Source organism: Candidatus Phycosocius bacilliformis (assembly GCF_003112735.1).
In the GTDB taxonomy this organism is placed as follows: Bacteria; Pseudomonadota; Alphaproteobacteria; order Caulobacterales; family Aquidulcibacteraceae; genus Aquidulcibacter; species Aquidulcibacter bacilliformis.
This window is the reverse complement of the sequence record NZ_BFBR01000002.1, coordinates 346843-359725: the sequence shown is the minus strand read 5'-3', so window position 1 is coordinate 359725 and position 12883 is coordinate 346843. Positions and strand designations below refer to the sequence as shown.

Here is a 12883-nt window from a genome sequence, read left to right as displayed (position 1 = left end):
CAATGCCGCGCCTTAAGGCTCCAGATAGATGCGCTCAAAGCGGTCTCCCAATCGGGTCAGGATTTCATAGGGAATGGTGTCGAGGGCCTGAGCTTGCGCGTCGAGCGGGGCGGCCCGTCCCAGAAACTGCACATAAGCACCGACTTGGGCGGCTCTGCCCGCACCCGTTACGTCCAGCGTGATCAAATCCATCGACACCCTGCCGACAATCGGGCAGACCGCACCGGCCAGTATCGCAAAGCCGCGGTTGGACCCGGCCCGCAAAAACCCATCAGCATAGCCCAAAGCCACGGTCGCGATGGTACGCCGCCGGTCTGCTTGCCAACTTGCGCCATAGCCAATTGTATCACCGGGGCCGACTGAACGGACTTGCAAGATGGGGGCTTCCAGCGTCACCACTGGCTCAAGCGGGACTGCGTCCTGATCGAAGGGCCCACCGCCATAAAGACCAATCCCTGGACGAACCAAGTCAAAGCAATAATCGCCATCCAGCAATGTGCCTGCCGATGCGGCCAAGGATAAGGGGGCCGGGGGCAGGCGGGCTGCCATCTGGACAAAGGCCTGCCGTTGCATGCCATTTTTGGGGTGCTGAGGGTCGGACGCGCAAGCCAGATGGCTCATGATCAAAGCCAGATTGAGGTCAGCCACATCGCCTTCAAGCCGATCAAGGTCATCTTCTGACAGGCCAAGGCGGTTCATGCCGCTATCAAGATGCAGCGCGCAGGGCTGGCCAAGACCTTCAGCCTGCCACAGCCTGACCTGATCAACATCATTGAGGACCGGGCGTAAGTGAGATGCCAAAAAGGTCTCCGCTTCGTCCGACATGATGCCGTGCAGCACATAAATTGTCGCTTCTGGCCCCAGTATGGCGCGCGCTTTGACCCCTTCAAAGAGATGGGCGACAAAGAAGGTCTTGCAGCCTGCATTCTGCAGCGCCCGCGCCACAGCATCTTGACCCAAGCCATAGCCATTGGCCTTGATGACGGCACCACATTCAGCCCCGTCAGCGTGCTGGGCAAAAAAGTCCCAATTCCGGGTCAGGGCACCAAGATCAATGGTCAACCGGCTGGCACGCGCGACGGGGTCAGTCATCCAAGCTCTCGTAGCGGCCCGACGATTCCAGATTGGTGAATTTGGTCAGTTCAGCTTGGAAGCCGAGGCGGACTTTACCAATCGGGCCATGGCGCTGTTTGCCGATGATGACCTCGGCAATATTGCGCATTTCACTGACCTCTTCCTGCCATTGAAAATGCTCAGTCGTGCCGGGCTTGGGCTCTTGGCGTTCCAGATAATAGGCATGGCGGTAGACGAACATCACCACGTCGGCATCTTGTTCGATCGAGCCGGACTCACGCAAGTCGGCCAGCTGAGGGCGCTTGTCTTCGCGATTTTCGACCTGACGCGACAATTGCGACAGCGCAATGATCGGGACCTGAAGTTCCTTCGCCAAGGCCTTCAATCCTTGAGTGATTTCACTGACTTCCTGGACCCGATTATCGCTTCGCTTAGACCCAGAGGCGGTGACCAATTGCAGATAGTCGACCACGATCAGGTCAAGTCCATGTTGGCGCTGCAGGCGGCGGGCGCGCGCGGCCAATGCCGAAATCGACAGCCCCCCCGTGTCATCAATATAGAGCGGCAGGCTTTGGAGTTCGATTGCCGCTTCCCGGAGACGGGCATATTCTTCCTTGTCGAGGTCGCCGCGCCGCATGCGGTCCGAGCCAATGCCGGTATAATCGGCCAACAGACGCATGGTGAGCTGCTCAGCCGACATTTCCAACGAATAAAACGCCACCACACCGCCATCAATGGTCTGATAACTGCCATCGGGCTTGGCTTCCCGCTTAAAGCGCTTGGCGGCATTAAACGCGATATTCGTGGCCAAGGCGGTCTTTCCCATCGAGGGACGACCGGCCAGAATAAGCAAGTCGGATTTGTGCAAACCACCCAGCATACGGTCGATTTCATTGAGGCCGGTGGGCACCCCAATCAATTGGCCATCGCGTTTGAAGGCGGCTGCGGTAATGTCGATTGTGGCCGCCAACGAAGCCGCAAAGCTTTTGAAGCCCTGATTGAGTTGGCCGGTCTCAGCCAAAGTATAGAGCTTACGTTCGGCGACTTCGATCAGGCGGGCACCACCCTCCATCGTGTCTTCATGCTCACTCGCATCGGCCATCATTTCTGAACCGATCCGGATGAGGTCGCGCCGCACAGCCAAGTCAAAGATCAGCTTCGCATAATCGGGGGCAGCGGCTGGATCGGCTGCAGCATCCACCAAAGTGGCCAGATAAGCTGCCCCACCAATATCTTTCAGTGCACCATCCTGGCTGAACTTGGCATGTAGCGTAATGCCATCTGCCAGCGACCCCTTTTGGATCATCCGGATCATGGTGTCATAGATGCGGCCATGGACAGGGTCATAGAAATGGACTGACTTCAACATGTCGCCGATGCGGCTGGTCACCTGGTTGTCAACCAGAATGGCCCCGATCAAGGCTTGCTCAGCATCGAGATTATGCGGGGCCGTGCGCAGGGCACGGGCCGGATCCAAAGGTGTTACATTTCCATCAGCCATGGCGCACTTTCTCAGGTGTCGTCAGGCGAATCATCCACGCGACGCAGATGCTGTCTAAAATATCCCCAGCAATTTTTCACCTGTGGACAGATGGATCAGGCCGAATGTGCGTCCGATTCTGACGTTGTGCTCTCGGGCGGCTCCTGTTCAGCCTGCTCACTCAAGGCTTGATCAATCGCATCCATCAAGGACATGGGCGTGAAGGGCTTGGCCAAATGGCTGGTGGCACCGGCTTCGACGGCTTGGTCGCGGTGCTGACGCATGGCGTTGGCTGTCACCATAACAATGGGGGTTGGGCTCATGCCCACTTTGCGCTCATGGTTGCGAATTTCGCGCGTGGCGGTCAGGCCGTCCATAATCGGCATCTGCATATCCATCAGCACAATATCAAACCGACCGGCCTGATAGGCCTTAAGGGCGGCTTGGCCATCATCGCAGACGGTCAGATCAACCCCGAGGGGTTCAAGGATCAGGCGCAGAACCTTTTGATTGGTTGGGTGATCCTCGGCAGCCAAAATGCGGAGTGGGGTTGTCTGGTCACCGATTGCCGGTTCACGCAGTGTATCGATACTTGGGGCCGGCAGTGGCGCTGCCTCGCGCTCCAATGGAATACGCACCGTAAAGGTTGAGCCTTCGCCAGGCTCAGATTCCCAACTCATGCCACCGCCCATGGCCTCAATCAGGCCCCGGCAAATCGCCAGCCCAAGCCCTGTTCCGCCAAAGCGGCGGGTGATGGAAGTGTCTGCTTGGATGAAGCGTTGGAACAGTCGGCGACCGGTTTCTTTGTCAAACCCGATCCCGGTATCGCAAACCCGGATTTCAAGGATTTCCGACGCGATTGACCAGTCGACAAAGACATGGACCTCACCATGATCTGTGAATTTCACCGCATTGGAGACCAGATTTGCCACGATTTGCTTGATGCGGGTGGCATCGCCATAGAACCAGCCATGGGCATGTTCGCCATAGGTGACATCAAACTGCAGTTTCTTGTCGGCGGCTTGGGTTTGCAGCAACAGGGCCGCGGCATCCAACTCGCCCTTCAGGTCGAAGGGCGCGCGTTCGATTTCGACTTTGCCGGCTTCGATCTTGGAGAAATCCAAAATGTCGGACAAAAGCCGGGCTAAGGTGCGACCTGAGGAATCAATGAGATCCACCATTTCCTTTTGGGCAGGATCCAGCCGGGTAGCTGCCAATGTATTGGCAATGCCGACCACACCATTGAGTGGCGTTCGCAATTCATGGCTCATATTGGCAAGGAAGTCGGTCTTGGCGCGGTTGGCGAACTCGGCTTCGTCCGCCATATTCTGAGCCCGCATCCGCTCGCACTCAACCACTTCGAGCAAGTCGAGAGACTTGACCCGGAAGCCCACTTGGCTGCGCACCGTCTGGTGAAGAAAGGTAGCGGCGGCAAAGCCGCCAAAGACTGCCGTCAGCCCGGTGAAAATCTTGTCAACAATCAAGCTTTCGCTGCCCGCAACAGTCAGAAAGGCCGCCCCAAGTGCCACGACACCCAGGCTTGCTGTCACCACCCCAAGAGTTGGTCCCAAAATGGCTGACCCGAAGGCCAACATCAGCAGATAAACGAATTGAACTTCATCGCCGCCAAAACTGGCGTGGGTCACAACATTGGTGATTGCCGTGACGTTGATCAGAAAGACGGTCAATCCGATCGTTTCGAGACGGGCGACTTTTGGTAAGACAAGAAATCTCAAGCCAAGAATGAAAAGGCCTGAACTCACGGCCATGCTGGCCATGATGATGGCTGTCGCACCTTGCAGGATCAACAAATGACTTCCAGAAAGCAGCAGGTAATATATACCCAGAATTAGGGCATAGACCCGCGCCATGGGTGCATAGATTGCAACCAATTCGTTCTGCTGAAGTTCTTCGCTCGTTGCCCGCGCGTCGCTCATGGCTAACTGATAGACGAATTATCTTAAATTCTTCTTATGTGTAATTCTGATTTCCTGTTTTGACGCTTGATTGCGTCTGATCAATCAACCAGTGCTTGTCGGTTCGCCAATATCTTCGCCTGTCTCTTCCGGCAGAATTGGCATGAAAAAGCCCCGCAGCTGGGCTGCGGGGCGATCTTTATGGTCGGTTCATGCGAGGCTAAATCGCCACGCTCAAAGCCTTAGGCTTCAAAGCCGTCGAGTTGGACGGCGTTCTCGGCGATTTCGGCAGCTTGTTCGGCGGCTGCCAAACGGTCTTCATCAAATTGGGAATTGATGACGTTTTCGCCTTTGGCTTGACGCTCTGCTTCATCAGGTGTGCGGGCCACATTGACGAAGACTTCGACTTCGACTTCGGGGTGCAAACGGATTTTCACCGTCTGATAGCCGATGGTCTTGATCGGGGAATCCATTTGGACTTGGTTGCGGGCGACGTGGAAGCCAGCAGCGGTTGCCGCATCAGCCACATCACGTGCTGCCACCGACCCATAAAGCTGGCCGCTTTCGCCAGCTGCCCGGATCAGCACAAAGGCCTGACCGGCCAGACCTTCAGAGGCGGCTTCTGCGGCTGCACGGGCTTCGGCATTGCGGGCTTCCAGAGCCGCACGCTGAAGCTCAAACAGCTTCTTGTTGGATTCAGTTGCGCGCAGGGCTTTCTTTTGCGGCAACAAATAGTTGCGCGCATAGCCTGGCTTAACCGAGACGATGTCGCCGATGCCGCCGAGACGGCCGACGCGTTCGAGCAGGATAATGTCCATGTCTGCGTCTCCTTAAACGACGTGATAGGGCAGAAGCGCCAGAACACGGGCGCGCTTGATCGCCTTGGCGAGTTCGCGTTGCTTCTTCTGGCTGACAGCGGTGATGCGCGACGGCACAATCTTGCCCTTTTCAGACAAATAGCGCTGCAGCAACTTCACATCCTTATAGTCGATCTTTGGTGCTTGGTCGCCCGAGAAGGGGCACACTTTGCGACGACGTGCGAAGGGACGGCGCGAGGGCAGGTTCGAGATGGTGAATTTCGATGTCATGATCAGTACTCCATCCCGTTGGCTTCGGTGCGGGCGCGCTGCTTCTTCTCATCCCGCTCACGGCGGGCAAGAATAGGCGAGGGGCCTTCATCCAATTCGTCAACTGCGATGGTCATGTAGCGCATGACATTTTCATTGATGCGCTGAAGACGCTCCATCTCATGGACGGCCGTGGCCGGTGCGTCGATATTGATCAGCGAATAATGACCTTTGCGGGTCTTGTTGATCCGGTAAGCCAGATTGCGCAGGCCCCAATATTCGACCTTACCAACCTTGCCACCCTTTTCGGTGATCAATGCAGTGATGCCTTCGACCAATTCGTCGACTTGCTGCGGCGAGATGTCAGGCCGCGAAATAATGACATGTTCGTAGAACGGCATGAGAATCCATTTCCGTTTGATGCGCCCCAGGGGATTGCGGCAAATGGTTTAGCGGGGACCAAACCACCCGATGGTTCCGCGTCGCAGCTTCCCCGTGCTGAGAGGCCAGTTAGGCACACGAAGTTGCTCATGCGGGCGGACCGCAATCAGTGAAGCGCGCCGTAAAGCACTTCTGAGGGAAAAAAGAAAGCCCTGGCTACAGTGGACGCCCATCATTGCGGCTTGCATCTGAGGGGTGGGGCGGGCAAACCCAGATGTGTGCCGTTCGAGCCCCTGTCGCGAAAAGACCGATGACAACCAGCTTTCTTGAATTCCTCATCGTGATTGCCTTGTTGGAATTGACTCCAGGCCCCAACATGGCCTGGCTGGCGACCCTGACGCTGGAGCGCGGGCGGCGGGCTGGCCTATCTGCCGTCTTGGGTGTGGGTGCTGGGCTGGCGCTTTATCTGTGCGCGGCTTTGGCAGGCTTGGGCGCTCTTCTGGCACAACAGCCTCAGTTGCTTGCAGGTTTGCGCTGGCTGGGGGTTGCTTATCTGGTTTATCTCGCCTGTGAACCTTGGCTCGAACGTTTGTGGACGCGGCCGCAAGCAGCCGGGCCTCCTGAAGATGCAGCCCCCCATCGGCTGCGCCATTTTGCCCAAGGCCTGACCCTCAATCTCCTCAATCCAAAAGCTGCATTATTCTATGTCACCTTGCTGCCGCGCTTTACCGATGAGGCAGCAGGTCCTGTGTGGCTGCAAAGCCTATGGCTCGGCCTTATTCATGTTGGGGTGGCAACAGGCGTGCATGTGGTCATTGTGCTGGCGGCCGCCCGGCTGAGCCCGTGGCTGCAGGCAGGCCAACGTCGCACTCTGCTCAATATCTTCTTCACCCTGGCCCTTCTTTCCATTGCGGCTTGGCTGGCGTGGGAAGGGTTGGGGCAAGGCTGAGGCGACTGCCCGCAGGTGGCCCCACTTGCCTAATCAGCCGTGCGCGGTTAACGCGAAGCCATGCTGATCTTCCAATTCCCCGGCCAAGGTAGCCAAAGCGTTGGGATGGGCGTTGCCCTTGCCGACGCATTCCCCGCCGCAAAGCACGTCTTTGCAGAGATTGATGACGCGCTGGACCAGAAGCTGTCGGCCTTGATGGCAGACGGTCCGATTGAAACCCTCACGCTGACCGAAAATGCCCAGCCAGCCTTGATGGCTGTGAGCTTGGCGGTTGTGGCGGTGCTGCGCATTGAGTTTGGTGTCGAGGTAGACAAGGCCGCCTATGTGGCCGGCCACTCGCTGGGTGAGTATTCGGCATTGACGGCTGCGGGGGCCTTTTCCATCGCCGATGCGGCCAGGCTGTTGCGCCTGCGCGGGCAGGCCATGCAGCGGGCGGTTGCTCCCGGTCTTGGGGCCATGGCCTCATTGATTGGCCCGAAAGTGGATTTGGCTTTGGCAGAAGCCGCCGCAGCAGCCGGGGCCAAAGTCGGTGTGTGTGTGGTGGCCAATGACAATAATGCCGGCAATATCGTCATCTCAGGCACCAAGGAGGGTGTGGACGCCGCGATTGCCGCGGCCAAGGAATTGGGCGCTCGGGCTATTCCGTTGTCGGTCTCAGCACCTTTTCATTGCCCGTTAATGGCCCCGGCTGCAGCCGAAATGGCCGCCGCCTTGGCCGCTACGACGATCCATGCGCCGCGCGTGCCCGTGTTGTCCAATGTAACCGTAACCCCAACCCAAGACCCCGACACGATTGCGCGCTTGTTGGTTGAACAGGTGACAGGACGGGTCCGCTGGCGGGAATCCATTGGCTGGTTTGCAGCCCAAGGGGCCACCCACTTTGTCGAATTGGGGGCTGGCAGCGTCTTGACCGGGATGAGTAAGCGCATCGCGCCGGATGCTGTGTCGCTGGCCCTGACAGGAGCTGACGACATTGCCGCCTTTGCGGCCTCGCTTGCTTAAGCTTGGTCGACAATGTGCCATAGGAAAGAAGGGTGAAACATGTTTGATCTCACAGGCAAAAAGGCGCTCGTGACGGGGGCCACCGGGGGCATTGGCGGGGCAATCGCACGCGGCCTGCATGCAGCTGGGGCCCAAGTGGCCCTGTCGGGCACACGCCAAGAGGCATTGGATGCTTTGGTGGCTGAATTGCCCGGCAGCGTGGCTTTGGCGTGCAATCTGTCCGACCCTGCCGAGGCTGACGCTTTGGTGGGCCGCGCCGAGGAGGCTTTGGGCGGGCTTGATATTTTGGTGGCCAATGCCGGCATCACCAAGGACGGGCTCTTGATGCGGATGAAGGATGAGGATTTCGAGCGCGTGCTTGACGTCAATCTCGGCTCTTATTTCCGCTTGGCACGGGCTGCCAGCAAAGGCATGATGAAGCGGCGTCTCGGGCGCATCATTGCCATCACCTCAGTGGTCGGGGTGACGGGCAATCCAGGTCAGGCCAATTATGCAGCCTCAAAAGCCGGCATGATCGGCTTTACCAAATCGATTGCACAAGAACTGGCGTCGCGCGGCATTACAGCCAATTGCATCGCACCGGGATTCATTGTCTCGCCAATGACAGATGCCCTCAATGAGGCGCAAAAAGAGGCGATCACTAAGTCTATTCCTGCTGCCCGCCTTGGTCAGCCTGATGACATTGCCGCCGCAGTTGTCTATTTAGCTTCCGATCAGGCCAGCTATGTCACGGGGCAGACCTTGCACGTGAACGGCGGGATGGCGATGATTTAGGTGCTGTTTTGGCGCTAGCGGCCTTGGGCCAAAGGTGCTAATTCGTTCAACTCTCGTGGCGCTGTTAGAGCAAAACGGTAAACATAACAACGCCGAAGCTATTTCGGCAGGATTCGAGGGCAAACATGTCTGACGTTTTCGACCGTGTGAAAAAGATCGTGATTGAACACTTGGACGCTGATGCGGACAAGGTTGTTGAAAATGCGAGCTTCATTGATGATTTGGGCGCAGACAGCCTCGACACAGTGGAACTCGTGATGGCTTTCGAGGAAGAGTTCGGCGTCGAAATCCCCGATGATGCTGCCGAAAAGATCCAAACCGTCGGTGACGCGGTGAAGTTCATTTCCGCCAACGCTGGCTGATTTGACCATGCGTCGCGTTGTCGTGACGGGTATCGGCCTCGTCACCCCAATTGGGGTCGGGGCCGATTTCGTTTGGAAGAGCCTGTTGGCCGGTGCCAATGGGGCAGGCACTATCTCTGCGTTTGACGCGGCAGACTTGCCCGTGCGCTATGCCTGTGAAGTGCCTTGGACAAGTGGTCGAGGTGGCGGCGGTGCCGATGTTGCCGGCGCATTCGACCCCGAGACAGCGATGTCGGCGCGTGATCGCCGCCGGGTTGCCGAATTCATCCTCTATGGTGTGGCTGCGGCCAATGAAGCCATTGCTGACGCGGGTTGGGTGGCTGAAACCGACGAGCAGAAAGAACGCACTGGCGTGATGATTGGCTCAGGCATTGGCGGGCTATCCACCATTGCCGACAATGCCTTGCTTTTGGAGCGTGAAGGCCATCGCAAAATCAGCCCGTTTTTTGTCCCCTCCGCTTTGATTAATCTGACCTCTGGTCATGTCTCGATCAAGCATGGCTTTAAGGGGCCTAACCACTCGGTGGTGACAGCCTGTGCCACAGGTGCACATGCGATTGGCGATGCCGCCCGGATCATCAAATATGGCGATGCCGATGTGATGGTCGCCGGTGGCTGTGAGGCAGCTGTCTGCAAGATTGGTATTGCGGGCTTTGCCGCCGCGCGGGCTTTGTCGAGTGGCTTTAATGATGATCCCACCTCAGCCTCAAGGCCTTATGACAAAGACCGCGACGGCTTCGTGCTGGGTGAGGGTGCGGGCGTTGTCGTGCTGGAAGAATATGAGCATGCCAAGGCGCGTGGGGCAAAAATCTATGCCGAAGTGGCCGGTTATGGCCTGTCGGGTGATGCTTACCATATCACCGCGCCGTCAGAGGACGGCAATGGTGGCTATCGGGCCATGCGCGCCGCGATCAAGGATGCCGGTTTGACCACAACCGATATTGGCTATGTCAATGCGCATGGGACATCAACACCTTTAGGCGACGAGATCGAATTGCGCGCGGTTGAGCGTTTGTTTGGCAGCGATGCGGATGGCTTAACCATGTCATCCACCAAGTCTGCGATTGGCCATTTGCTGGGGGCGGCTGGTAGTGTGGAGGCGATCTTCTCGCTTCTGGCGCTGCGGGATCAAATCGCACCGCCGACATTGAATCTGCACAACCCATCTGTGGAAACCAAGATTGATCTGGTGCCGCTGACTGCGCGCGAGATCAAGGCCAAGGCTGTTCTGTCCAATTCCTTCGGCTTTGGCGGCACCAACGCGGCATTGGTTCTGAAAGCGGTGTGATGACCGATCCGGTCGCCAAATTGCGCGGCAAAAAGGCAGCAGAAGCCAAAGCCTTGTGGCTGAGGATCTGGATTGGCTTTGCGGCTTTGGTGGTTTTGTCCTTTGTCGGCACGGGCTTTTATCTCTTGGGGCCAGGTCCAAAGGCCAAGGAAGGGGCGTCAAGTTTCTTCGTTGTGGAAGAGGGCGATACAGCGAGCACAGTTGCGCGGCGCTTGAAACAAGAGGGCCTGGTGCGCGCCGCCCTTGGTTTTCGCTTGGCTGCGACTTTGAGTGGCAAGGCTGACAATCTCAAAGTCGCCGAATATGAGATCCCGTCCTCGGCCAGTCCTAGCCAGATTGCCCGTATATTGGCCAGTGGCGAAGGGGTGCGGCGCGTGATTGTGCTGCCGGAAGGTTGGAGCATGCGTCAGCTTTATGCCCGCTTGGAAGCCAATCGCTTTTTGACCGGCGACTTGCCGCCCTTGGTGGATGAAGGCACGCTTAATCCTGATACCTATCCGATCCAGCGCGGGGATACGCGCGCGGATGTGGTCAAGCGCATGCAGGCTGCCCATAAGGCGCTGATCGATGAGCTGTGGCTCAAGCGTGCGCCCGACCTGCCGATTTCCACCAAGCAAGAGGCCGTTATCCTTGCCTCGATTGTGGAAAAAGAAACAGGCATTGCTGAAGAAAGGCCGCGCGTCGCAGCTGTGTTTGTCAACCGCCTGCGATTGGGCATGAAGCTGCAATCTGATCCCACAATCATTTATGGCATCACCAAGGGCGCGCCGTTGCGGCGCAAGATTTTCAAGACCGACCTGGAAAACCCCCATCCTTGGAACACCTATGTCATCCAAGGCTTACCGCCCACCCCGATCGCCAATCCCGGTAAAGATGCTTTGGCCGCAGTCCTGAACCCGCCTCGCACACGAGAGATTTTCTTTGTTGCCGACGGGACGGGTGGGCATGTGTTTGCTGAAACCTATGCTGAGCATAATCGTAATGTGCAGCGTTGGCGCGCTTGGCGGGCGGAGCAGGAAAAGAAGCAACAAAATCTGTTGGGTGGGGCAAGGGAATGAAACCTGCGACGCCACTTCTGGGCATGACAGGCTTTGGCCGTGCGGAGGGGCAGGTCGGTGATGTTGCGTGGGTTTGGGAAGCCCGCAGTGTCAATGGCCGCAATCTGGATGTGAAATTCCGCGTACCGCCGGGCTATGAGACCTTTGAGCCGCGCATTCGTGAGGGTTGCTCCCGGCGGTTTAAGCGTGGTTCGATCCAAGTCTCACTCTCGACCAAGCGCGACATCAGCCAAATTGGCCCACTTGTCCGGATCAATCAGGATATGGTGGATTATTATCTATCCGCTGGCGCAAGCTTAATTGCCGAAGGTCGGGTCGATAGGCCAAGGTGGGACGGACTGCTGCAATTGCGTGGGGTGGTGGAAAGCGCCGATATCGTTGAGCCTGATGAGGTGCGCCTTGCCCGGGAAGCGGCTCTGGCGACTGGCCTTGAGGCAGCCTTGGATGGCCTGCATGAAGCGCGCCTGCGCGAAGGTGACGGACTGTTGGTCCTGTTTGATCAGTTGTTGGGCCGGATCGCGGCCATCACGGCGACCGCCGAAGCGGCCGCAGAGGCCCAAGTCGTGGCCATTCGTGATCGGGTGCAGAAGCGGGCAGGTGAACTTCTCGGCGATGTACCCTATGATCCCCAGCGTCTATTGCAGGAGGCTGCTGCTCTCGCACTCAAAGCTGATGTGCGTGAAGAGCTTGATCGGCTGGCCGCTCACACTGAGCAAGCCCGTGCCCTCTTGGCCCAAGGGGGTGATATTGGCCGCAAACTTGATTTTCTCGCCCAGGAATTTCATCGGGAATCCAATACATTGACGGCCAAAGCTGCCGCACTGGAACTCACCCGTGCTGGCCTTGATTTAAAGGCCACAATTGATCAGTTGAAGGAACAGGCTGCTAATGTCGAGTGAAGCCCACCCCCGTCGCGGCCTCATGCTTGCCTTGGTCAGCCCGTCTGGCGCTGGCAAAACCACGTTGTCACGCCGCTTGGTGGAAGAAGATGCCGATATTGCGCTCTCGGTATCTTGGACCACGCGGGCACCACGTCCGGGCGAAGAGGATGGCGTGCATTATCACTTCGTCGATAAGGACCAATTCCGCGCCCACCGTGCCCAGGATGGCTTTCTGGAATGGGCAGAAGTTCATGATCATTATTATGGCAGCCCGCGGGAGAGCGCCTTTGCCACGTTGCAATCGGGCCGCGATCTGATGTTTGACGTTGATTGGCAAGGCGCTTTGCAATTGCGCACCTCCGCGCCTGAAGATGTGGTCAAAGTCTTTATCCTTCCGCCCAGCATGGCGGAACTGAAGCGACGTTTAATCTCGCGCGGGCAAGACACCGCCGAGGTCATTAAGAAGCGCATGACCAATGCCTATGGCGAAATCAGCCGGTGGGAAAACTTCGACTATGTGCTGGTCAATGCGGATATTGAGGACAGCTATCACTGCCTCAAAACCATTCTGGCTGCCGAGCGCATGCGCCGCGCCCGCCAACCCTGGATGGGGGCGTTCGTGCAGGGCCTGTTGCGGGAAGACACCTGAAC

The 12883-nt window shown here is 57.6% G+C and carries 14 protein-coding genes; 8 read left to right on the top strand and 6 right to left on the bottom strand.

Going from position 1 to position 12883, the window contains the following annotated elements; translation table 11 throughout:
* Nucleotides 1-12: 12 nt before the first annotated feature.
* The 6 genes from alr to rpsF form a co-directional block, all read right to left on the bottom strand.
* Nucleotides 13-1092, bottom strand: a complete 1080-nt coding sequence (alr, locus tag PbB2_RS05005; protein WP_108984182.1) for an alanine racemase — start codon at nucleotides 1090-1092, stop codon at nucleotides 13-15.
* Complete coding sequence (locus PbB2_RS05000) at nucleotides 1085-2575, bottom strand: replicative DNA helicase (protein WP_108984181.1); 1491 nt, start codon at nucleotides 2573-2575, stop codon at nucleotides 1085-1087. Before PbB2_RS05000 ends, alr begins: the two co-directional genes overlap by 8 nt.
* Nucleotides 2576-2670: 95 nt before the next feature.
* Complete coding sequence (locus tag PbB2_RS04995; RefSeq protein WP_108984180.1) at nucleotides 2671-4491, bottom strand: ATP-binding protein; 1821 nt, start codon at nucleotides 4489-4491, stop codon at nucleotides 2671-2673.
* A 221-nt stretch (nucleotides 4492-4712) separates the two neighbouring features.
* Nucleotides 4713-5288, bottom strand: coding sequence for a 50S ribosomal protein L9 (gene rplI / locus PbB2_RS04990; protein WP_108984179.1), 576 nt, complete (start codon nucleotides 5286-5288; stop codon nucleotides 4713-4715).
* 12 nt (nucleotides 5289-5300) lie between these two features.
* Entirely contained in the window at nucleotides 5301-5558 is a 258-nt protein-coding gene (gene rpsR / locus PbB2_RS04985; RefSeq protein ID WP_108984178.1) for a 30S ribosomal protein S18, read from the bottom strand.
* A gap of 2 nt (nucleotides 5559-5560) precedes the next feature.
* Nucleotides 5561-5938 carry a 30S ribosomal protein S6 gene (gene rpsF / locus PbB2_RS04980; RefSeq protein ID WP_108984177.1) on the bottom strand — a complete coding sequence of 126 codons (378 nt, stop codon included), beginning with the start codon at nucleotides 5936-5938 and terminating at the stop codon, nucleotides 5561-5563.
* 290 nt (nucleotides 5939-6228) lie between these two features.
* Here rpsF and PbB2_RS04975 point away from each other — a divergent pair, with 290 nt between their 5' ends.
* The 8 genes from PbB2_RS04975 (at nucleotide 6229) to gmk (ending at nucleotide 12881) form a co-directional block, all read left to right on the top strand.
* Nucleotides 6229-6867 (top strand): LysE family translocator, encoded by a 639-nt coding sequence (locus PbB2_RS04975; protein WP_192576172.1) that lies wholly within the window; start codon nucleotides 6229-6231, stop codon nucleotides 6865-6867.
* 60 nt (nucleotides 6868-6927) lie between these two features.
* Complete coding sequence (fabD, locus tag PbB2_RS04970; protein ID WP_108984175.1) at nucleotides 6928-7869, top strand: ACP S-malonyltransferase; 942 nt, start codon at nucleotides 6928-6930, stop codon at nucleotides 7867-7869.
* Between the two features lie 39 nt (nucleotides 7870-7908).
* On the top strand, nucleotides 7909-8643 hold the full coding sequence (gene fabG, locus PbB2_RS04965) for a 3-oxoacyl-[acyl-carrier-protein] reductase (protein WP_108984174.1): 735 nt from the start codon (nucleotides 7909-7911) through the stop codon (nucleotides 8641-8643).
* Between the two features lie 125 nt (nucleotides 8644-8768).
* Nucleotides 8769-9005, top strand: coding sequence for an acyl carrier protein (locus tag PbB2_RS04960; protein ID WP_085339046.1), 237 nt, complete (start codon nucleotides 8769-8771; stop codon nucleotides 9003-9005).
* A gap of 7 nt (nucleotides 9006-9012) precedes the next feature.
* Complete coding sequence (fabF, locus tag PbB2_RS04955) at nucleotides 9013-10293, top strand: beta-ketoacyl-ACP synthase II (RefSeq protein ID WP_108984173.1); 1281 nt, start codon at nucleotides 9013-9015, stop codon at nucleotides 10291-10293.
* The gene (mltG, locus tag PbB2_RS04950; protein WP_108984172.1) at nucleotides 10293-11351 is read left to right on the top strand and encodes an endolytic transglycosylase MltG; all 1059 of its coding nucleotides are present in this window, start codon (nucleotides 10293-10295) and stop codon (nucleotides 11349-11351) included. Before fabF ends, mltG begins: the two co-directional genes overlap by 1 nt.
* The gene (locus PbB2_RS04945) at nucleotides 11348-12250 is read left to right on the top strand and encodes a YicC/YloC family endoribonuclease (RefSeq protein WP_238164857.1); all 903 of its coding nucleotides are present in this window, start codon (nucleotides 11348-11350) and stop codon (nucleotides 12248-12250) included. Before mltG ends, PbB2_RS04945 begins: the two co-directional genes overlap by 4 nt.
* Nucleotides 12240-12881 (top strand): guanylate kinase, encoded by a 642-nt coding sequence (gmk, locus tag PbB2_RS04940; RefSeq protein WP_108984171.1) that lies wholly within the window; start codon nucleotides 12240-12242, stop codon nucleotides 12879-12881. The genes PbB2_RS04945 and gmk overlap by 11 nt, the downstream gene beginning before the upstream one ends.
* Nucleotides 12882-12883 lie beyond the last annotated feature (2 nt).

What these genes read in the sequence shown, in the direction of transcription:
- fabD (WP_108984175.1), top strand. Translation starts at nt 6,928, where the DNA reads ATGCTGATCTTCCAATTCCCCGGCCAAGGTAGCCAAAGCGTTGGGATG.
- PbB2_RS04995 (WP_108984180.1), bottom strand. Translation starts at nt 4,491, where the DNA reads ATGAGCGACGCGCGGGCAACGAGCGAAGAACTTCAGCAGAACGAATTG.
- gmk (WP_108984171.1), top strand. Translation starts at nt 12,240, where the DNA reads ATGTCGAGTGAAGCCCACCCCCGTCGCGGCCTCATGCTTGCCTTGGTC.
- PbB2_RS04945 (WP_238164857.1), top strand. Translation starts at nt 11,348, where the DNA reads ATGAAACCTGCGACGCCACTTCTGGGCATGACAGGCTTTGGCCGTGCG.
- mltG (WP_108984172.1), top strand. Translation starts at nt 10,293, where the DNA reads ATGACCGATCCGGTCGCCAAATTGCGCGGCAAAAAGGCAGCAGAAGCC.
- rpsR (WP_108984178.1), bottom strand. Translation starts at nt 5,558, where the DNA reads ATGACATCGAAATTCACCATCTCGAACCTGCCCTCGCGCCGTCCCTTC.
- fabG (WP_108984174.1), top strand. Translation starts at nt 7,909, where the DNA reads ATGTTTGATCTCACAGGCAAAAAGGCGCTCGTGACGGGGGCCACCGGG.
- PbB2_RS04975 (WP_192576172.1), top strand. Translation starts at nt 6,229, where the DNA reads ATGACAACCAGCTTTCTTGAATTCCTCATCGTGATTGCCTTGTTGGAA.
- PbB2_RS05000 (WP_108984181.1), bottom strand. Translation starts at nt 2,575, where the DNA reads ATGGCTGATGGAAATGTAACACCTTTGGATCCGGCCCGTGCCCTGCGC.
- PbB2_RS04960 (WP_085339046.1), top strand. Translation starts at nt 8,769, where the DNA reads ATGTCTGACGTTTTCGACCGTGTGAAAAAGATCGTGATTGAACACTTG.
- rpsF (WP_108984177.1), bottom strand. Translation starts at nt 5,938, where the DNA reads ATGCCGTTCTACGAACATGTCATTATTTCGCGGCCTGACATCTCGCCG.
- alr (WP_108984182.1), bottom strand. Translation starts at nt 1,092, where the DNA reads ATGACTGACCCCGTCGCGCGTGCCAGCCGGTTGACCATTGATCTTGGT.
- rplI (WP_108984179.1), bottom strand. Translation starts at nt 5,288, where the DNA reads ATGGACATTATCCTGCTCGAACGCGTCGGCCGTCTCGGCGGCATCGGC.
- fabF (WP_108984173.1), top strand. Translation starts at nt 9,013, where the DNA reads ATGCGTCGCGTTGTCGTGACGGGTATCGGCCTCGTCACCCCAATTGGG.